17 protein-coding genes are annotated in these 20,486 nt (G+C 63.1%); 14 read left to right on the plus strand and 3 right to left on the minus strand.

Going from position 1 to position 20,486, the window contains the following annotated elements; all coding sequences use genetic code 11:
* From ABS45_RS04750 to ABS45_RS04805, 12 genes are all read left to right on the plus strand, one after another.
* Window positions 1-1,620 carry a PAS domain S-box protein gene (locus tag ABS45_RS04750; RefSeq protein ID WP_291553543.1) on the plus strand — a complete coding sequence of 540 codons (1,620 nt, stop codon included), beginning with the start codon at window positions 1-3 and terminating at the stop codon, window positions 1,618-1,620.
* Window positions 1,620-2,240, plus strand: a complete 621-nt coding sequence (locus tag ABS45_RS04755) for a response regulator (protein WP_291553546.1) — start codon at window positions 1,620-1,622, stop codon at window positions 2,238-2,240. Before ABS45_RS04750 ends, ABS45_RS04755 begins: the two co-directional genes overlap by 1 nt.
* Before the next feature lie 324 nt (window positions 2,241-2,564).
* Entirely contained in the window at window positions 2,565-4,547 is a 1,983-nt protein-coding gene (locus ABS45_RS04760; RefSeq protein ID WP_291553548.1) for a hydantoinase/oxoprolinase family protein, read from the plus strand.
* Between the two features lie 15 nt (window positions 4,548-4,562).
* Complete coding sequence (apcB, locus tag ABS45_RS04765) at window positions 4,563-4,958, plus strand: acetophenone carboxylase subunit beta (protein WP_291553550.1); 396 nt, start codon at window positions 4,563-4,565, stop codon at window positions 4,956-4,958.
* Window positions 4,955-7,147, plus strand: a complete 2,193-nt coding sequence (locus tag ABS45_RS04770) for a hydantoinase/oxoprolinase family protein (protein ID WP_291553553.1) — start codon at window positions 4,955-4,957, stop codon at window positions 7,145-7,147. The genes apcB and ABS45_RS04770 overlap by 4 nt, the downstream gene beginning before the upstream one ends.
* A gap of 24 nt (window positions 7,148-7,171) precedes the next feature.
* Entirely contained in the window at window positions 7,172-9,226 is a 2,055-nt protein-coding gene (locus ABS45_RS04775) for a hydantoinase B/oxoprolinase family protein (protein ID WP_291553555.1), read from the plus strand.
* Window positions 9,227-9,247: 21 nt separating this feature from the next.
* Complete coding sequence (locus tag ABS45_RS04780) at window positions 9,248-10,144, plus strand: hypothetical protein (protein WP_291553557.1); 897 nt, start codon at window positions 9,248-9,250, stop codon at window positions 10,142-10,144.
* Window positions 10,141-11,490 (plus strand): AMP-binding protein, encoded by a 1,350-nt coding sequence (locus ABS45_RS04785; RefSeq protein WP_291553559.1) that lies wholly within the window; start codon window positions 10,141-10,143, stop codon window positions 11,488-11,490. Before ABS45_RS04780 ends, ABS45_RS04785 begins: the two co-directional genes overlap by 4 nt.
* Before the next feature lie 62 nt (window positions 11,491-11,552).
* Window positions 11,553-12,743 (plus strand): thiolase family protein, encoded by a 1,191-nt coding sequence (locus ABS45_RS04790; RefSeq protein ID WP_291553561.1) that lies wholly within the window; start codon window positions 11,553-11,555, stop codon window positions 12,741-12,743.
* A complete protein-coding gene (locus tag ABS45_RS04795) occupies window positions 12,743-13,783 on the plus strand; it encodes a GTP-binding protein (RefSeq protein ID WP_291553563.1) in 1,041 nt (346 codons plus the stop codon). The genes ABS45_RS04790 and ABS45_RS04795 overlap by 1 nt, the downstream gene beginning before the upstream one ends.
* A 69-nt stretch (window positions 13,784-13,852) precedes the next feature.
* The gene (gene glnA / locus ABS45_RS04800) at window positions 13,853-15,268 is read left to right on the plus strand and encodes a type I glutamate--ammonia ligase (RefSeq protein ID WP_291553565.1); all 1,416 of its coding nucleotides are present in this window, start codon (window positions 13,853-13,855) and stop codon (window positions 15,266-15,268) included.
* Window positions 15,269-15,348: 80 nt separating this feature from the next.
* On the plus strand, window positions 15,349-15,822 hold the full coding sequence (locus ABS45_RS04805; protein WP_291553567.1) for a hypothetical protein: 474 nt from the start codon (window positions 15,349-15,351) through the stop codon (window positions 15,820-15,822).
* On the opposite strand, the gene ABS45_RS04810 is transcribed toward ABS45_RS04805, so the two are convergent.
* From ABS45_RS04810 to ABS45_RS04820, 3 genes are all read right to left on the minus strand, one after another.
* Window positions 15,815-16,267, minus strand: coding sequence for a low molecular weight protein-tyrosine-phosphatase (locus tag ABS45_RS04810; protein WP_291553741.1), 453 nt, complete (start codon window positions 16,265-16,267; stop codon window positions 15,815-15,817). The genes ABS45_RS04805 and ABS45_RS04810 overlap by 8 nt on opposite strands.
* Before the next feature lie 65 nt (window positions 16,268-16,332).
* The gene (locus tag ABS45_RS04815; RefSeq protein ID WP_291553568.1) at window positions 16,333-17,112 is read right to left on the minus strand and encodes an exodeoxyribonuclease III; all 780 of its coding nucleotides are present in this window, start codon (window positions 17,110-17,112) and stop codon (window positions 16,333-16,335) included.
* Window positions 17,113-17,150: 38 nt separating this feature from the next.
* On the minus strand, window positions 17,151-17,831 hold the full coding sequence (locus tag ABS45_RS04820) for a sulfite exporter TauE/SafE family protein (RefSeq protein WP_291553570.1): 681 nt from the start codon (window positions 17,829-17,831) through the stop codon (window positions 17,151-17,153).
* Window positions 17,832-17,985: 154 nt separating this feature from the next.
* Here ABS45_RS04820 and ABS45_RS04825 point away from each other — a divergent pair, with 154 nt between their 5' ends.
* Window positions 17,986-20,319: a cation-translocating P-type ATPase gene (locus tag ABS45_RS04825; RefSeq protein WP_291553572.1), complete on the plus strand. Its 2,334-nt coding sequence runs from the start codon at window positions 17,986-17,988 to the stop codon at window positions 20,317-20,319.
* Window positions 20,319-20,456 (plus strand): cbb3-type cytochrome oxidase assembly protein CcoS, encoded by a 138-nt coding sequence (gene ccoS, locus ABS45_RS04830; RefSeq protein ID WP_291553574.1) that lies wholly within the window; start codon window positions 20,319-20,321, stop codon window positions 20,454-20,456. The genes ABS45_RS04825 and ccoS overlap by 1 nt, the downstream gene beginning before the upstream one ends.
* The last annotated feature ends 30 nt before the right edge of the window (window positions 20,457-20,486 follow it).

A 20,486-nucleotide genomic window follows, 5' to 3' on the forward strand; every position in this document is an offset into this window, starting at 1 on the left:
ATGTCACAAGCGCCGCCACCGTCTTTTGCCGACAAGCCGTCACGGCACATGCTTTGGCGGATCGTCCTTGAAAACACCATCGTCGGGATCTCGTACATGCGCGACCGCAAGCTGGTGTGGTCCAACCCGCGGATGGCGCAGATCTATGGGTACGAACCCGGCGAGCTCGATGGACAACCGGTGCGCATCCTGTATGCCAGCGATCACGATTACGCTGAAGTCGGGCAAATGATCGCGGCGAAATTCAACAACCACGAGTTCTATACCCACGAGCGTTCGCAGATTCGCAAGGACGGCGAGGTTATCTGGTGCCGTATTTCCGGCAGATTGCTGGAGCCCTTGGGGAAGGCATCGGCATCGGTCTGGGTTATCCAGGAGATCACCGACAAAAAACGTGCGGAAGACCAGATTCGCCGCATCAATCAGCGCCTGGAGCAAACTGTCGCGCGCCGCACGCTCAACCTCTCGCGCAAGAATGCCGCGTTGCGTGAAGAGATCGAGCGACGACGGGCCGCGCAGGCGGCTTCGGTGGAGAGTCGGGAAAAGTACCAGACCCTGTTTCGCCACGTGCCTTTGGGTTTACTGGTTTTGGATGCCGGCGGCGAGGTGGTCGAGGTCAATCGTACGCTGCAGCAGTACCTTGGCGTTTCCACGCGTTCCGCTCTGGCCAAGGCATTGAGCGATTCCTCTTATGTGCAATTACCCGATGGAGGAACGACATCATTGGCATCCTTGGTTCGGGAGCATCGTTATGTCCCTACATCCGCAGATCCGTTGATCTTCGTTTGGGAGCGATCCAGTCGCAGGAGAAGGGTCATCACCATGGTGGCCACCGCCTTGGCGCACGGACTCGGCCATGCGTTCGTGTTCACTGATGTGACGGAACAGCGTCGGCGCAGCGAGCGTGAGCGGGTGCAAGAAGCCGCGCTGGCCCATGCGGGTCGGCTCTCGTTGATGGGACAGATGACCTCGGCGCTGGCGCACGAGTTGGGCCAGCCACTGAATGTGGCCCAGAGCTATCTGGCTGGGGTAATGCGGCGCTTGGACGCGGATGCGTCGCCCGAGATCGTGCAGGCGATGGCCAAGGCTGCCGCACATCTGGAGCAGGCCGGTGCGATCATTCGCAATGTCCGGGGGTTTGTTTCGCGCCAGCACTACCGACCTGCGCAGGCAGTGGATTTGCCGGAGTTGCTCAATCAGACGCTGACACTTTTGGAACATCCCTTGCGCTCGGCGTCGACCCGCGTGAAGACATCGATTGATGATGGGCTAGTACCCATCAATGGCAATGCCGTCGAGGTACAGCAGGTTCTGGTCAATCTGGTGATGAACGCGATCGAGGCCATGCACGGCACCCCGGCGGCCGAGCGCTGGGTCGAGATCAGGCTGGCACAGGAGGCGGATGCGTTCGCGTCCGTCACGATTGCGGACCATGGCCCGGGCGTACCCGCCGAACTTGCGCCGCGATTGTTTGATCCCTATGTCACCACCAAGGCCGATGGCCTGGGGATGGGGCTCATGATCTGCCGGACCATCATCGAATCGCACGGTGGTGCATTGCGGCTGCTCAATGCCCGCCGTGGCGCGGTCTTCCGTTTTACCCTGCGCCAAACCAAGTGATGGAACCGAGATCTGTTCTCGTTTTGCTGGTTGATGACGAGCCAGACGTGACGAATGCGTTGAGCTGGCTGCTCGATTCCGTCAAGCTGCGTTCGCGTGCATTCAATTCTCCGCGCGCGTTTCTTGACGCTTTGTGCGATGTTCCGCAACCGGCTTGCGCGGTGCTCGATTTGCGCATGCCCGAGATGAGTGGCCTGGAATTGCAGGTCAAGATGGCGGAAATGGGTTTGGATTTTCCCCATCTTTTCCTCAGCGCCCACGGCGATGTGCCTGCGGCGGTTCGGGCGATGCAGGGAGGGGCCGTCAATTTTTTGCAAAAGCCCTTCAATCCCGAGGAATTCCTCAATGCGGTTCAAAAAATCGTCCGGATTGCCCGCGAGCGTTACGAGTCGCAAACCCGTGAACGGGATTTGAAAGATTTGCTGGAACGCCTGTCCGGCCGCGAGGCCGATGTCCTGGGCGAATTGGTGCGAGGGCGCACTAGCAAGGAAATTGCCAGGGCATTGGCCATCAGCCCCAAAACCGTCGATGCCCATCGTGCCAACATCATCCGAAAGCTTGACGTGCGCAATGTCGTCGATCTAGTTCGCATGGTCCAAAAGCTGCACAGCCAGCCGTAGCCACTCTTCCCTTTGCGTGTATCAATGAGGCATCTGCACGCCTGCCAAATAGTTGCAGGAAGGCAGAGCCTCAGGGTTTTTGCCTAAGGCAAATCCCTTAGGAAAATGGCTTGTGCGCATGGTAGTCGATCCGGATGCCAAGCTTGGCGCGCGCTCGTAAAGTGACGCCAGTCCTGCAGAGGCGCACTTGGATCAAAGGCGATGGTGGCAGCCGGCGGCACTTCCAAAGGGAGTGCTGCAACCTTGGCTGAGGCACTGTCTGCTGGCTTGACTGGCGCGAAGCTCCCGGGCTCCCCCTCGATTGGATCAACAAAGGAGACATTCATGATCACCGTGGACATTGACACGGGCGGCACGATGACCGACGCACTGGTGTCGGATGGTGTGGCGCGCCATGCCTTCAAGGTAGACACCACGCCGCACGACTACACGCAATCCTTTCTGGGATGCCTGCAAGAGGCGGCGCGCGTGCTCGACTACCCGAGTGTCGAACAGTTTCTGGACAAGGTGGGGTTGATCCGGTGGTCCTCGACCATCACCACCAATACCCTGGCCGAGCGCCGGGGCTCCAAGGTCGGCCTGTTGGTGGGCGAGGGCCAGGAGGAGCGCCTGTACGGTCCGGTGCGCTCTCCCGTCGTCGGCGAGTTGGTGGACGAAGAATCCATCATCGGCCTGCCCGACAACCCCACGGCCACCGATATCCTGGTCGGCGTCAAGCAACTGCTGGAGACCGGCGTGCGTCGCATTTGCGTGTGCATGCCCAACTCGTTTCCCGACAATGCGCAGGAGCGCGCCATAAAGACAGTCATCGAAGGGCAATATCCGGATCACATCATCGGGGCCATTCCCGTCATGCTTGGCAGCGAGATGGCACCGCTGCGGCACGACCAGACACGCGTGCATTACTCGTTGATGAACGCCTACACGCACACGCAGCTTGCGTCGTCGTTGTTCAAGGCCGAGGACATGTTGCGTGACGACTACCAGTTCCGCGGGACCCTGCTGATCGGCAATACCAGTGGCGGCGTCGCGCGCATCAGCAAGACCAAGGCGGTGGACACGATGGAGTCCGGCCCGGTGTTTGGCACCTTTGGTGGCGCGCACATGGCGGGGCTTTACGGGCTCAAGGACGTGCTGTGCTTCGATGTCGGCGGCACCACGACCAAGGCTTCGGTCGTGCGCGATGGACACCCGGTCTACCAGCGCGGCGGTGAGCTCATGGAAGTGCCGGTGCAGACCTCCTTTGCCATGCTGCGTTCGGCGGCTATAGGCGGCGGCTCAATCGCCAGCGTCCGCGACGGGGCGTTGGCGCTGGGCCCCAAAAGCATGGGCGCAGCCCCCGGCCCAGCCTGCTACCAATTAGGCGGCAAGCAGGCCACCTTGACGGACGCCCTGCTGGTGCTGGGCTACATCGATCCGGCAAATTTCCTGGGAGGACACCGTCAGCTCAGCGTGGACGCGGCTCGCTCCGCGATCGAGCAGAACGTGGCCAAGCCGATGGGGCTTTCGGTGGATGCGGCGGCACTCGCGATTCGCGAGGAAGCCGTGGAAATGATGGCCGACCTGGTGCGCAATCTTCTGGACGAGGCCAAGCTCGAGGCCAAGTCCACGACGCTATTCGGTTTTGGCGGCAACGGCCCGATGTTCATTGCCTTTCTTGCGGAAAAGCTGGGCATGCCATCGGCCTATGCGTTTGACCTGGGGCCGGTGTTTGGCGCGTTCGGTTCATCCATCTCCGACGTGGTGCACGGCTATGAGCGCGGATTGTCCATGCGCTGGGGCGGCGATGACGCGCAAGCCCGTTTGCCCGGCATCGTGCAGCAGATGAACGATCAGGCGCACCGCGACCTGCGTGGCGAAGGGTTTGATCCGAATGGAGCGGCGTACGACTGGGAGCTTGATCTGGGCGCTGGCGCGGACGAGGTTGCCACGGTCCGGGCCAGGACTGAGCCATCGGCGACGTCCGATGCGGTTGTCGCTGCCCTGGGCACCAGCGTGGTGTCGCAGGGGTTGGGCAAACCGCTAGTGTTGGCGATCCGCTTGGCCAGCCGCTTTTCAGTCGGTTCACACGCTGTGGCCGAAAAAAAATCAGCGGGCGTGAAGGCCAAGGCGGCATCGCGCGCGCTGCTGTTCGGCATTACGCCCGTGGCCGATGCGCGGGTGTTGGGCTGGGAGGCCATGAACCCCGGTGATGCCGTGCAGGGTCCTGCCGTGATCAATGGCGCCACCTTCACCTGCCCGGTGCCCCCGCACTGGACGCTGCGCATGGACAAGTTCGGCAACGCCCAACTCAGTCCGACGAAATAAACACGGAGACACATCATGGCCTACGAACGAATCCGCTTTACCGAATATCTTGATCTCGACATGAACGATGAGCACTGGCTTTGTCACGACTGCGGGACAAAGCTCATATCGGCACGGGAAAACTACAAGAAAGGTTGCATGGTCGCCGAGCGCATGCCCGAAGAAATCCACAACCCGGTGATAGAGGGTGAGTATTCCTTCGCACCCGACAAGGACTGGGTCCGCATCGTGGAGTTTTATTGCCCGGGGTGTGCCCGGCAAATCGAAACCGAATATTTGCCCCCGGGACATCCGATCACGCACGACATCGAGCTTGACATCGACAGTCTCAAGCAGCGCCTTGCCAGCGGCGACTTGGTCGTGCGCGAGGGCAAATTGGTCAAAGGCAAAAAGCAAGGAGAGCACGCATGACTTCGCTGACGATACGTGACGCAGTCGATTCGATCGACATCGACATCGGCGGTACGTTCACCGACCTGGTGCTGACTTTCAACGGCGAACGCCATATCGCCAAATGCCCGACCACGCCACACGACCTGTCGGTCGGCTTTCTAAATGCGATCGAGGCGGCCGGAGAAAAGGTCGGCTTGACCACCGAGGAACTGCTGCCCAAGATCGACATCATGCGCTACAGCACCACCGTGGCCTTGAATCGCTTGCTGCAGCGCAAGGGCCCGCGCATCGGCCTGCTGACTACGGAAGGCCATGAGGACGTGATCCTCATCGGTCGCGGTGCCCAATGGACCGATGGCAAGCGCGTGACGGAACGGCGCAACATCGCCATCCAGACCAAGCCGCTGCCGCTGGTCGATCGGTCACTAACCCTGGGCGTGCGCGAGCGCATCGACTCGGCGGGCCAGATCGTGCGCCCGCTGGACGAGGAAGATGTGCGCCAGAAGCTGCGTACGCTCATGGAGCGTGGTGCGCGCGCCATCGTGGTCTCTTTGCTGTGGAGCTTTGCCAACCCGATTCATGAACAGCGGGTGCGCGAGATTATTCGCGAGGAATACAAGGAGTACCACATCGGCTTTCTGCCGGTGGTGCTGTCGTCGGCTGTGGTGTCCAAGAGCGGCGAGTACGAGCGCACGATGACGGCGGTGCTCGATGCCTACCTGCAGCGTTCCATGCAGAACGACATCGGGGCCACTTGGGACAAGTTGCGCGAAAGCGGCTATCGCGGTGCTTTCCTGATGATCCACAACTCGGGTGGCAGCGCCGACATCTTCAAGACGCCCGCTTCACGCACGTTCAACGGCGGCCCAGTCGCAGGCCTCATGGGCGCTGCCTATTTCGCCGAGCGGCTTGGCTACCGCAATGTGGTTGCCGCCGACGTGGGCGGCACCAGCTTCGATGTCGCGCTGGTGGTCGAGTCAAGTGTGCGCAACTACAACTTCCGCCCGGTAATCGATACCTGGATGGTCAACGTCACGATGATGGAGACCATCTCGATCGGGGCGGGTGGTGGCTCCATCGCCAAGGTGGACGGCAGCCGCCTGTCCGTCGGGCCAGAAAGTGCAGGCTCCATGCCGGGGCCGGTTTGCTACGACCTTGGCGGCACCGAACCCACGGTGACGGATGCCGACGTTGTGCTCGGCTATATCAATCCGGATGGCTATTTTGGTGGCCGCATGCCGCTGAGCCGCGCCAAGGCTGAAAAGGCGATTCGCGAGAAGGTTGCCGCGCCCCTGGGCGTCGAGGTGGTGGAGGCTGCGGCCCTGATCCGCCACGTGGTCGATGAGAACATGACCAGCGCCATCAAGCGCCAGGTGCAGATGCGCGGGTATCACCCGGAGGACTTCGTCGTTTTCGCGTTCGGCGGCGCAGGCCCGACGCACATGACTGGGTTTCGCGGCGATGTACCCAAGGCTGTGGTCTTCCCGGCGGCACCGGTTTTCTGTGCGATGGGCTCGTCCATCATGGATATCGTGCACATGTACGAACAGTCCCAGCGCATGGTGTTCATGCAGCCGATGAGCGAAAAGCTGGTGATCGCCCCTGCGCAATTCAATGCCGTGGTCGATGTCCTCATCGACAAGGCCCAGCGCGAGCTGCAAAGCGAGGGCCTGGCGGTAGAAGATGCGCAATACACCCTGGAGTTGGACATGCTCTACGGCGGGCAGGTGAACGTCAAGCGTGCAGCGTCTCCGCTCTTGCACATTCGCAGTGACGCGGATGCGCAAGCCATCTATGACGCTTTTGAAAAGGAATTTTCCGAAGCCTTTTCTCCGCTGGTGGTGAATAAGCCGGGAGGCGTCTTTTTGGACAACTTCGTGCTGCGCGTCACCGTGCCGACCTGGAACCCGGAACTGCCGGTACATCAACTGCAAGGCGTGGACGCTTCTGCGGCGCGCATTGGCGAGCGCAAGGCCTACTGGCCTCAGACCAAGCAATGGGTCCAGACACCTGTGTACCAGTGGGAGCAGTTGCAGCCGGGCAACGAGATCATGGGCCCGGCAATTATCGAAGCCGAGTTCACGACCATCGTTGTGCCACCGACCGACAAATTCGGGATCGAAAAACACGGGCTGGGCGTGTTGGAGCCCATCACGCCGCCGACCCGCCGCAAGCGCGTCATGTCGCGCATCGCAGTCGCTGCTTGACCCCGTTTATCCAAGGAGAATCACATGCCTATTCCCAGCCTTGAACAAAAGCTCGAATGGCTCAAGCCCTCACCCGCGACGGAACGAGAGCTGGACCTTGCCGCGCAAATCGACCCGGCCACGTTCGAGATCGGATTCCAGCGCACCAACGACATTCTTGATGAGGCGATGGACGTTTTTGTGCGCTCGTGCCGCTGCGCCATGGGCGTCGCTGGCGATTCGCTGGTGGCCATCATGACCGCAGAGGGCGACATCATCAACGGCTCATGCGGTACTTATCTGCACGCAGTAATACCGCCGCTGTTCATCAAGTACATCCTCACCCACCACAAGGACACCATCCGCGATGGCGACCTCTGGTTCATGAATGACGCCGTCTATGGCGGCGTGCACAACCCCGACCAAGCCGTCGCGATGCCGGTGTACTACGAAGGTAAGCTCGTGGCGTGGACCTGCGCGCTCGTGCACACGACGGAAACCGGAGCAACTGAACCAGGGGGCATGCCGGTTTCTGCGACCTCGCGCTTCGAAGAAGGCATGAATCTGCCGCCGCTGCGCATCGGCACCAACTTCAAGTTGGCCGATGACGTGGTGGACATGTTCGTTGCCTTTGGCATTCGCGCGCCTTCGATGATTGCGGTCGACTTGAAGGCGCGCTGCACCACGGCCGACCGGGTTCGCACGCGCTTGATCGAGCTGTGCGACCGCGAGGGCCCTGACTATCTCGTGGGACTGTTTCGCAAGATGCTCCAGGTGGCCGAGGCTGGCGCCAAGGAACTGATCGACCAGTGGCCCGACGGCACCTACCGCTGCGTGACCTTCAGTGACGCGGTGGGGTTGAAGCAGGGTCTGATCAAAAACTGCGCCATGACGGTCGTGAAGAAGGGTGATCGTTTGCTGGTTGACCTGAGCGGATCGGGGCCGGAAACCCCGTCGCCCTACAACGCGCACCCGCAAGCAGCGATCGCGCATTTTTCCAACTACATCTACGAATATCTCTTCTACGATCTGCCCATCTCCAACGGCACGTTCGCACCGATCGACTTCAAGTTCGGCCAGAACACCTGCTTGTCGCCGGATGCGCGCGCGGCAACATCGTGCTCGGTGATGATTTCGACGGGCGTCATGAGCGCGGTGCACAACTGCGCCGCCAAGGCCATGTTCTCTACTGCCTTGTGGAAACAGGCAGGCGCCCCGCTGGGCTACGGTGGCAATGCGCTGGTGCTGGCGGGCCTGAATCAATGGGGCGTACCGTTCGCGGACATGCTGGCGTATTCCATCAATACCGAAGGGCAGGGCGCGCGCCCAGAGCAGGACGGGATCGATGCGTTTGGTTTCCCGTGGTGCGTGTTTGGTCGAGCGCCCAATACTGAAGTCGTTGAAAACGAATTCCCGCTTTTGATCCCCTTGTCCAACCACTGGGCCGACTCCTGCGGCCACGGCAAATACCGGGGCGGCGTGGGTACGGCGCAGATGTGGGTTGCGCACCACGTGCCTGCTGTCTACATGATGGCCATTGCCGACAACTCCAAACTGCAGACACCGCAGCCCCTGTTCGGCGGCTATGCGCCCTGTACTGTGCCGGGGTTTGGCATTCGCCGGGCCAACGTCAAGGAGCTCATGGCTAAGGGCGATCCCAAACTGACCATGGATCTGCAGAAAGTACTGCAGGACAAGCCTATCGATGGCGACTACGAGGTGGAGTTCCAAGGTCGGTCAGTGCGCCCGTACAACAACGGGGACATTGCTACCTTCGCTTTCTCCGCCGGTGGGACGGGCTATGGCGACGTGCTGGACCGCGATCCGCAGGCGGTGGGCGTGGACATTGCCAAGGGCATCGTGACGGCAGATACCGCGCGCAGCGTCTACAAGGTGGTCTGGGACGAAGGCAACCAACGTGTGGATGCCGATGCGACGGAGCAATCGCGCAACAAGGAGCTGCAGGCGCGCAAGCAGCGCGGGCGGCCCTATGCAGAGTTCGAGGCTGACTGGCTCAAGCAGAAGCCGCGCGACGAAATCCTGATGTACTACGGTAGCTGGCCTGACGCGCGTGTGACCACGCCGCTGATGCGTGCCTGATGGAGAGGGCTGGAGAAGGCCATGAGCAGTTCAGTCTGGTTCAAGCGCATGCAGGATTTGGCGCGAGGCGCGGGTTTTGCCCATGCACCCTTGTTTGCCCCCTTGTTGTTCGGCGCCGCGGCACAAATCGAGGCGATTGCGCCCGAGGCAATGGCGCAGGACGGGACTCGATTGCGCAAAAATATGACGGAGCTGCGCCGGGCGCTCGGACTGGAGACCGTGGCGTGCGCCGTGCCTAGCGCCATGGAGGCGCAGGCGCTGGGCGTGCCTGTAGCTGAAAACCAGTGGCCACCTCGGCCTTCAGGCGAACTCTCTGCCCTGAACATGGAAATCTCCAGCGAACAGTTGCTGGCCGTCCCGCGGATCGCGGCCGCGCTTGAGGCGATTCAGCAGTGGAGGGCCACCCCTGATGAGCAGGTGATCGTCGCCGCGCTCACCGGACCGGCCACGCTGCTGGCGCAATTGCGCGCAGCAGGTGCCGCGTTGACCGATGAGGAGGGCTATGACCTGGTGGGGCGCACGCTGGCCACTCTGGCCAGGATGTACGCCGAGGCACAGGTGCAGGTGCTGCAGTTGCACGAAACGGAACTGCCCGGCGACGAGGGGGCCATCGACGGCTGGAAGGGCGCGTTGGGCACGATCGGCAATGTCTCGCGGTTTCATCGCGTGCCCCCGCTGCTTGTGGTCGAGGGGGCAGCGCCGGCGAGTTGGCCGGTGCAAGTGGTGGCGTGCCCGGGGAGTACTCAGACGCCCGTCCCTCCTCGCCCGCATGGACAGGCGTGGGCGAGCGATCCTGTCGCTTGGCCGAGCCTGCCCACGCAGAGCGGCAACCTGCGCTTGATCACGACCGTGGCCGAGGTGCCTGCCTCGACACAGGTTTCGGATCTGGTTGCAGCTATGGGTCGGATTCGCTCATGAAGTACTGGAATGAAGAGCTCGAAACCAAACCCTGGGCAGAGGTCGAACAGTGGCAGGCTGGGCAGATCGCTGCCATGCTGAAAGACCTGCGTCGACGCTCACTGCTTTATGCAGAGTTGCATGCAGGTGTGGCGCGAGATCTGCCGTTGCGCGGTTTTGCGGATTTGCAGGCGCTGCCCTTCACGCTCAAGGACCATGTGCGTGCCGCGCAGGAGGCGGCCTCGGACGAAAGGCCCTTTGGCCGCAATCAGGCGATGGCCAAGAGTGAGATCGTTCAGGCGATCGCTTCGTCTGGCACCACCGGCAAGCCTTTGTACTACGCGCTGACGCAACGCGACACCGAGATGTTTACCGATGCCATCGCCAACACCTGGTTCACCGGAGGCGTGCGCAAAGGAGATACGGTGGCCCATTTGGTCGGGCTCCCGATGGTCGCGGGCGGTATGCCATATGCCGAGGGCTTTCGGCGCATCGGAGCCACCTTGTGCTGGCTGGGGGGGTTCCCGACCGACAGAATCCTGCGGGAGTTGCGCAACCTGCGTTGCACAACCTTGCTGGCGACCACGTCGTTTGGCCTCTATCTGGCAGACCAATGGGAGCAATTGGGGCGTGAACCCGGTGCCGTGCCTTCTCATTTGCATACGGTGCTTTGTGGCGGCGAACCCGGCTTGAATCAGCCGGAAATCCGTGAGCGCATCACGCACGGTCTGGGTATCAAGGCCTTGCGGGAATGCATGGGCCTTGGCGACGTGGTTTCCGCGATGTGGTGCGAATGCGAGCACGGTGGCGGCATGCATTTCAACGCCCAGAAATACGTGGCAATCGAATTGATCGATCCGGCCACGGGAGAGGTACGCCCTTGGGAAGATGGGGCTACGGGCGAGATCGTCTACACCACGTTTGCGCGGGATGCCACGCCGGTCGTGCGTTATCGCTCGCGCGATCACGCCTTGATCACCGGTGTGGGTGCTTGCAAATGTGGTCGTACCAGTCCGAGGATTCGATGCATTGGCCGCACGGACGATATGCTCATCTACAAGGGGATGAATGTCTTTCCGACGGCGATTCGCGATCTGATTACCACCCATTTTTCGGGGCGCGTCGAGCCCTTGCTGCGTATCTGGAAGGAGAGCAGGGACCAGGTTCGATTCGATGCGCCGATTCCGGTGGACGTGGAGGTCGCGGAGGCCTTTTCGATCGAACATGGCCAGGCACTGGCCCGGCAGATTGAGGAGCAGGTGCGAGGCCAGTTGCAGGTGCGTGTGGCCGTCAATGTCCTGGCGCATGGCGAGTTGCCACGTGGGGTCTACAAAAATTCCCTACTTGCGGTACGTGAGCCCGCCTGACGGGTGACCGCGTAGGCTCAACATCGCTCTGTGGAGCACATTTTTGTTTTGCAGGGTCAACAATGAAGTTCGAACGTGCAGCCCTTCCAGTAGGCCATCTATGGTCTTCCCCCTTCGTACGCTGGCAAGGCGCACTGCAGGACGTGTCCAGCATCGACCTGGCGGCCGCCGTAACCAACGACGCGCTGGATGCACGCGGGATTGAACGTGCAAACATTGATACGCTGGTGTTGGGTACTACCGTGCCGCAAGCCTCGTCGTTTTACGCAGCCCCCTGGCTTGCGGCGCGATTGAAGCTGCCGAGCATCAGTGGGCCGCACTTGTCCCAGGCCTGTGCCACGTCAGTGGCTTGTCTCGTCGATGCCGCGATGCGGGCAGAGGTTGCGCCTGATGCCATGTCGCTGGTTGTAACCAGCGATCGCACAAGCAACGGCCCCTTGCTTGTCTATCCGCGAAATCAGGGGATGGGTGGCAGCCCGGCGGTGGAAAACTGGGTGCTGGACAATTTTGCGGCTGACCCGAATACTGGCCAGCCCATGATCGCGACGGCCGAAAACGTTGCACGCGATGGCGGCATGTCGCGTGAGCGGTTGGACGAGCTGACGTTGCTGCGTTGGCAGCAATACCGAACGGCGCTGGCTGATGACAGGCGTGTGCAGCGCGCGTGGATGCAACCGGTTCGACTGGCCCGCGGGAAGGCGAAGCTGCTTGTGGTCGAAGAGGATCAAGGCGTTCACCCGTACACGACCGAAGGGCTGGCGCGGTTGGCGCCGGTGCAGCCTGGCGGTGTGGTCACATATGGCATGCAAACGCACCCGGCCGATGGCTGTGCGGGTGCGGTGGTCACTTCCAGTGAGCGTGCCAAAGCGCTTGATCGGGAGAAAGGGACAGTACGCTTGCTTGCGGCAGGATTTGCACGGGCTGGGCTGGCCGAAATGCCCAAAGCTGCCACGCTAGCTGCTGAGCGGGCTTTGGCTGACGCCGGTTTGACGGTGAATGACCTGGCATTGGCTCAGACCCACAACCCGTTTGTCGTCAATGACCTTTGGTTCCATCAGCGCACCGGGTTTGATCTGGAGCGCATGAATGTATGGGGCTCGAGTCTGATTTACGGGCACCCTCAGGGGCCGACGGGTTTGCGCGGGATCGTGGAGCTTGTGCATGCCCTGCGCGAGCGAGGCGGCGGTATCGGACTGTTTACCGGTTGCGCGGCCGGCGACACGGGTGCTGCCCTGGTACTGAGAGTGGACTGATGGCAGTCCGGCTGACCATACCGGTCACGATTGTCACGGGCTTCCTTGGCGCCGGCAAAACCACGCTGATCAATCGCCTGCTGCGCGAACCGCATGGTGAGCGCATCGCCGTCATTGAAAATGAATTCGGAGCGGTGGGAGTCGACGCCGAGTTCCTTGCCAAGGGCGGCGAAGAAATCATCGTGCAGCTGGACAATGGCTGCCTGTGTTGCACGGTGCGGGGCGACCTTGCGCGCGCGCTGCAGCAGTTGCTGGAGCAGGCCAAGGCGGGAAATTTTGAGTTTGACAGGGTATTGATCGAGACCAGCGGCATGGCCGACCCCGGCCCGGTCATCCAAACCTTTATGGCCGAGACGGCGATCGAAGCGCGGTTTCACCTCGATGGAGTCGTGACGCTGGTTGACGCGCTCAACGTCCAGGCTGAAATCGAGCGTATTGAGCATCGCTCCCAGATTGGGCACGCAGACCGGTTGCTGCTCACCAAGACCGATCTTGTTGGCCCTGAGCGCGTGGCAGAGGTGCGTGATTTGCTCGCTAGCGTCAACCCGCGCGCACCAGTCGTGGAGGGTAGTTTGCCGACCGTTGCCATCGACCAGTTGATGTCGCACCTGTTCGAGATTCGGGGGTTTATGACCGATTACATCCCGCGTGACGAAATAGCACGTTCGCTGCACGGTCTGGCGTTGCTGGAAGCGGGGCAGCAACGCATGCGCCCAGTGGGACTGGCGCGCCACACCAGAGACGTGGTGACCACCGTCTTTCTCGCAGACAAGCCGCTGGATTTGGACCTGCTGAACGGATTTCTGGATGCTGCGATTGCGCGTTATGGCGCGCGGTTGTGGCGCTGCAAAGGCATTGTCCATGCACTGGGCCAGCGTCAGCGCCTGATTGTGCAAGGGGTGCAAGGTGCCATTCAGATTGGTAGCGGCACCACATGGCGCCCTTACGAGCCTAAGCAGACTGTGCTGGTTTTCATCGGCGAATCGATAGAGGCGAGCCATATTCAGGCGGGCTTGGGTGCGTGCATCGCACCGGGCTGAGCGTCTTAGAATCGCACTCTTTTGCCTGCGGCCTGCCGGGCCGCACGGCCCACTTACTGGAGCAGCCTGATGGCCAAGACCGTCGCCGACGTGATGCGCATGGTGAAAGAGAGCGAGGTGCGCTTCGTCGACCTGCGCTTTACCGACACGCGCGGCAAGGAGCACCACGTCACCGTCCCCGTCTCGCATTTCGACGAGGAAAAATTTGCCAGCGGCCACGCGTTCGACGGTTCGTCGATGCCGGGCTGGAAGGGCATCGAGGCCTCGGACATGCAGCTTATGCCCGATCCGGCGACGGCCAACATCGACCCGTTTTTCGAGGAAACCACCCTCATCCTGCAGTGCGACGTGGTCGAGCCGGGCGATGGCAAGGCCTACGACCGCGATCCGCGCTCGATTGCCAAACGGGCAGAGGCGTACCTCAAGGCGTCGGGCCTGGGTGATACCGCGTACTTCGGGCCTGAACCGGAATTTTTCATCTTTGACGGCATCCGCTGGGGCACCGAGCCGGGCCGCGTGTTTTTCGAGATCGAGGAGTACGAGGCGCCGTGGAATAGCGGCACCAAGTTCGATGGCGGCAACCGCGGCCATCGCCCCGGCACCAAGGGCGGCTACATGCCGGTGCCACCGGTGGACAGCAGCCAGGATTTGCGCGCCGAAATGGCTGGGGTGCTGGAATCGCTGGGTATTCCGGTCGAGGTGTTCCACCACGAGGTGGGCGGCGCGGGGCAGAACGAGATTGGTACCAGGTTTTCCACGCTGGTGCAGCGCGCGGACTGGACCCAGTTGATGAAGTATGTGATCTGGAATGTCGCCAATTCCTACGGCAAAACCGTCACCTTCATGCCCAAGCCCTATGCGGGCGACAACGGCAGCGGCATGCATGTGCACCAGTCGATCTGGAAGGATGGCAAGAACCTGTTCGCGGGGGATGGCTATGCCGGGTTGTCGGATTTTGCGCTGTATTACATCGGCGGGTTGATCAAGCATGCCAAGGCGCTCAACGCCATCACCAACCCGGGCACCAATAGCTACAGGCGCCTGGTGCCGGGCTTCGAGGCGCCGGTGAAGCTCGCCTACAGCGCACGCAACCGCTCGGCGTCGATCCGCATTCCCTACGTCGCCAACCCCAAGGGGCGGCGGGTGGAGGCACGCTTCCCTGATCCGCTGATGAATCCTTACCTGGGTTTTGCCGCACTGATGATGGCGGGGCTCGATGGGGTCGAAAACAAGATCCACCCCGGCGAGGCTGCGACCAAGGACCTCTACCACCTGCCGCCCGAGGAAGACCGGCTGGTGCCCACGGTCTGCGCCAGCCTGGAAGAGGCGGTGGCGGCGCTGGATGCCGATCGCGGCTTTCTCACGCGCGGCGGCGTTTTCTCCGATGGCATGCTCGATGCTTACCTGGAGCTCAAGCAGGCCGAAATCCAGCGCGTGCGCATGACACCGCATCCGGTCGAGTACGACCTGTATTACGCTTTGTGACGTCAGCCGCAGGCATGCGCGTGCGTTTGGGTAATACTTGTCCGCACGATCGCATCTGTGGCTGCTCTTCAAGGGATTGCATGAAGATTTTTTTGTTCGCCCTGACCGCTCTTGCCGGCACGCTGGTGCTGCAACCCGCCAGTGCCCAAGACAAAATTTACCGCTGCGGCAACGAATACACCAACAACGTGAGCGATGCCAAGGCCCGCGGCTGCAAACTGGTGGAAGGCGGCAATGTCACCGTGCTGCAGGCCACCAAGCCCGCGGCAGCGCCGGCAGCAACGTCGCCGGCCAATGCGCCCAAGGTGAGCGATGCCGACCAGAAGGCGCGCGACTCGGATCGGCGCGCCATCTTGCAGGATGAATTGCGCAAGGCCGAGGGCAAGCTGGCAGAACTGCGCAAGGAATACAACGGCGGCGCGCCGCAGAAAAGCGCGCTGGAGCTGCGCAACACGCAGGTTTACCAGGATCGCGTGACCGAGCTCAAGGCCAACATGGACCGCGCGCAGGCCGACGTGGACGGCATCCGCCGCGAGCTCGACCGCACTAAATAAGCCGCAGCGCGGTGAGCAGGCCCTGGCAGGCGTCTTCGACCAGGTCCAGCACTTCTTCAAAGCCGCGCTCACCACCGTAGTAGGGATCGGGCACCTCGCTGGTCCGATGCCGGGTGCAGAACTCGGTCAGCCGCATCAGTTGCGCTCGCGGCTGCGCGGGAGCCAGGCGCCGTGCCAAGGTTTCATTGGCCGCATCCATGCTCAGAATCAGATCGAAACGCTCGAAGTCTTCCCGCAGGAGCTGGCGCGCGCGCTGCGTCGACAGGTCGTAGCCGCGGCGCAGCGCATGCTGCTGCGCGCGGGCGTCGGGCGGGTTGCCGATATGGTAGTCATGAGTACCAGCCGAATCGACCTCCAGCGCTTGCTGGGCATGCGCAAGGAGCACCTTTTTTTGTAGTACGCCATGGGCGGTGGGGCTGCGGCAGATATTGCCCATGCAGACCATCAGCACGCGCACGGGGCGGTGCTCGGCTTGCGCGGCCAGCGCGGTGAGATCGGGCAGCGCAGGCATCAGAGGGCGAGAGTGGCAATCACCGGCGCATGGTCGCTGGGTTGCTTGTTCTTGCGTGGCGCGCGGTCGATGGCGCAGGCGGTGACGGCGCTGTGCAGCGCGTCGCTCACCAGGATATGGTCGATGCGCATGCCGCGGTTCTTCTGGAAACCCAGCATGCGGTAGTCCCACCACGAAAACGTCTTCTCGGGCTGCTCGAATAGGCGGAAGCTGTCGGACAGACCGAGTGAGAGCAGCTCCCGGAAATGCGCACGTTCTTCGGGCGTGTGGTGGATGGTGCCGCGCAAGCCATCGGGGTCCCAGGTGTCGCGGTCATCGGGCGTGACGTTGAAATCCCCCAGCAGCACGAGGCGTGGGTGCGCGGCCAGCTCCGCACGCACAAACGCTGTCAATGCCGCCAGCCAGCGCAGCTTGTAGGCGAATTTCTCGCTGCCAGGCTCTTGTCCGTTGACGAAATAGCCGTCGATGACACGCAGTTCCCCGGCCGGTGTCAGCACGGTGGCGGCGATCACGCGCGCCTGTTCATCTTCAAATCCAGGAATGTTGCGCACCACGTCTTGCATCGGATGGCGGCTGATCAGTGCCACGCCGTTGTAGGTCTTCTGGCCCAGGCACACGCTTTGGTAACCCGCCAGCTCGAAAGCGTCGTGCGGAAACTTGTCATCGGTGAGCTTGAGCTCCTGCAGGCCGAGGACATCGACGGGGTTGGCCTGCAGCCAGGCGAGCACCTGCGGCAGGCGCACGGCAAGCGAATTCACGTTCCAGGTGGCGATTTGCATGGCGCCGATTGTGACTGGTACGACAGTCCGCGTCAGGGCTACGTCGGCATGACGCACCAGGGCGCCTGGTCGTGCACCAGGCCCATCCACAAGGCCCAGAGCGCCGAGGCCAGCAGTGCCAGCCCGGCCAGGCGCATGCCCCAGCCGTCGCGCCCCCGGCGGCCCAGGCGCAGCAGCAGCCACGGCCCGAGCCAGAGCATGACGCCGGAACCCAGCGCGAACAAGGCCATGACCACGGCGCCACCGGCAATCCCATCGGCCAGCGCTGCGACCATCACGGCCGAATACAACAGGCCGCAGGGCAGCAATGCCCAGGCCGTGCCCACGCCCAGCGGGGCGGCTCGCCCCATGGAGCCGGTGGCGCTTCGCACCCGTGCCCAGACGCGGCGCGCCCCCAGCTCCAGCCACAGCGGCTGCCGCCCCTGGATCAGCAGCACCAGCCCGACAACGGCGGCGGCCACATGCAGCAGGCTCCAGACCGGTCTGAGCGCTGCCGAATACACCGTGAGCCAGCCCAGACCCTGCATCGATGCAGCCGCCAGAGCCCCCAGCAGCATGTAGCCCATGAGGCGCCCGAATTGAAACAGCGCGATGGCGCGCCCGCTGTGGGGCGCGGCGCTCTGGCCTATGCCTGCGCAGGCCGCGCCGCACATGGCGATGCAGTGCGGGCTGCCGACCAGACCCATGAGCAGGCCCGTGGCCGCCAGTGAAAGTTGCATGACGGGATTCTATGAATACCCGAATTTCGAGCCATGGCAGGCCGGGATTTGACTTGCCTCAAGGGTGCGACATTCCCCTGTCTGAAATCAGGGTTTTCCATTAGACTGCGCCTGCCTTTTAGCTTTGCCACCCATCCGTGGCACCCCACCCACCATGCAGGGAGCCGACGCTCTGCCCCCCACCCCATGGCCGCTTCCCGCACCGGGCGAGGCAGCCGCGCCGCCCGAACTCACGCTGCTCGATGAGCGCGATGAGTGGCTGGCGTTCAGCCACGCCTGGGCGCACCCCGGCGCGGTGGATGCGCCCGGCATGTGGGAGTCGATGGTGGCTTTCCAGGGCATGCACTGCGCCGCCTGCGCCGTGACGCTTGAACAATTGATAGCGCGCGTGCCAGGCGTGGTGCGCGTGGATGTCAGCGCGGCGGCGCAGCGCGGCCGCATCGTCTGGGACGAGGCGCGCACCCGCCCCTCGCGCTGGATGCAGGCGCTGGCAGGCAGCGGTTACCGTGCGCTGCCGGTGCATGACGTCGGCGCCGGCGCACGCCGTCAGGAGGACAGCCGCCGCATGCTCTGGCGTCTGGGTGTGGCGGCGGTCTGCATGATGCAGGTGATGATGTATGCGGTGCCCGGCTACATCGCCGGTCCCGAGGTGATTGGCGCCAACACCGAACAGTTGCTGCGCTGGGCGCAATGGGTGCTGTCGCTGCCGGTGATGCTGTTCTCCTGCCGCCCGTTCTTCGCATCGGCCTGGCGCGATCTGCGCGGCCGGCGCATCTGCATGGATCTGCCGGTGGCGCTGGGCATGCTGATCACCTTCGTGGTCAGCAGCCTGGGGACGTTCGAACCTGCGGGGCCGTTCGGTCATCAGGTGTACTTTGATTCGCTCACGATGTTCGTCTTCTTCCTGCTGGCCGGGCGCTGGCTGGAACTGCGGCTGCGCGATCGTTCGGCGGGCGCGCTGGAGGCCTTGATGCATCGCCTGCCCGATGGCGTGGAGCGCCGTGAGGCGGATGGGCGCTGGCAGCATGTCGCGGTGCGGCGCCTGCATGTCGGCGATGTGGTGCGGGTGCTGCCGGGCGCGGCATTCCCGGCCGATGGCATGGTGTTGGCGGGCAGCACCACGGTTGACGAGGCCTTGCTGACGGGAGAGTCGCGCCCGCTGGCGCGTGGCCCGGGGGATGCGGTGATTGCCGGCAGCCACAACCTGAGCGCGTTGGTGCAGATGCGCGTGCAGGCCGTGGGTGGTGAGACACGTTACGCGCGCATCGTCGGCCTGATGGAACAGGCGGCCAGCAGCAAGCCCGATCTGGCGCGCCTGGCGGACCGCCTGGCCAAGCCATTTTTGATCGCCGTGTTGCTGGTGGCCGGGCTGGCGGCGCTGTGGTGGTGGCCGCAAGACCCGGCGCGCGCGCTGATGGTGGCGGTGGCGGTGCTGGTGGTCACCTGCCCCTGCGCGCTCTCGCTGGCCACGCCGGCGGCCATGCTCGCGAGCGCCGGGGCACTCGCCAAGCGCGGTGTGCTGGTGCGCCAGTTGCAGGCGATAGAGGCGCTGGCGGGCGTGGACAGCGTGGTGTTCGACAAGACCGGCACATTGACCAGCGATGCCTTCGTGCTCGCCGGTGTGCGGCTGCGTGACGGTATTGAGCGGGCAGAGGCCTTCGCCTTGGCCGCCAGTCTGGCACGCCACAGCCTGCATCCGGTCTCGCGTGCGATCGTGGCAGCCACGGTTGGGCAGGGGCCTGCGCTGCAGGCGCAGGGCGTCAGCGAGGTGGCGGGCCAGGGCGTGGCGGGATGGGTTGAACTGGAGGGAGCGTCAAGGCATTGCCGACTGGGCTCCGCGGCGTTTTGCGCGGCGCCGCAAGGCGAGCAGGCCGATGCGACGCAGGGCCCGGTCAGTCATCTGGCCGACGACGCTGGCTGGCTGGCGAGCTTTCAGTTCGAGGAAGACCTGCGCCCGGACGCCGCACGCGCCGTGGCGGCGTTGCAGGCACAGGGCCTGGGCGTGCAACTGCTCTCGGGTGATCGGGCGGCGTCAGCCTTGCGCGTCGGCGCCCTCGCCGGGGTAGACCAGGCGGTGGGCGATTGCTCGCCCGACGACAAGCTGGCGCAGGTGCGCGTTCTGCAGCGCCAGGGACGGCATGTCGCGATGGTGGGTGATGGCCTCAACGATGGGCCGGTGCTGGCGGCCGCGCAGGTCTCGTTCGCCTTTGGCAAGGCAGTGCCGCTGGCGCAGGCACGGTCGGATTTCGTCGTGCTGGGCGCGCGCCTGATGGCGATCCCCGCGGCACGTGCGCAAGCGCGGCGCACGATGGTTGTCGTGCGCCAGAACCTCGCCTGGGCGCTCGCCTACAACCTTGCCGCACTGCCGCTGGCGCTATTGGGCTACATGCCGGCCTGGGCGGCAGGGCTGGGCATGGCCGCCAGCTCGCTGCTGGTGGTGGCCAATGCGCTCAGGCTCAACCGCGGCGAAGCATTGGAGAACGCCTGATGGACATCCTCTACCTGCTGATTCCGCTGTCGGTGGTGCTGGCGCTCTTGATCGTCGGGGCGCTGGGCTGGGCGATCTTTCGCGGCCAGTTTGAAGACCTGGAACGCGAAGGCGAGCGCATTTTTGAACAAGATTGATCCAGGTCAAATTGGCCACTCTGGTGCCAT

The organism is Comamonas sp. SCN 65-56, from assembly GCF_001724135.1.
Taxonomy (GTDB): Bacteria; Pseudomonadota; Gammaproteobacteria; order Burkholderiales; family Burkholderiaceae_C; genus Comamonas_C.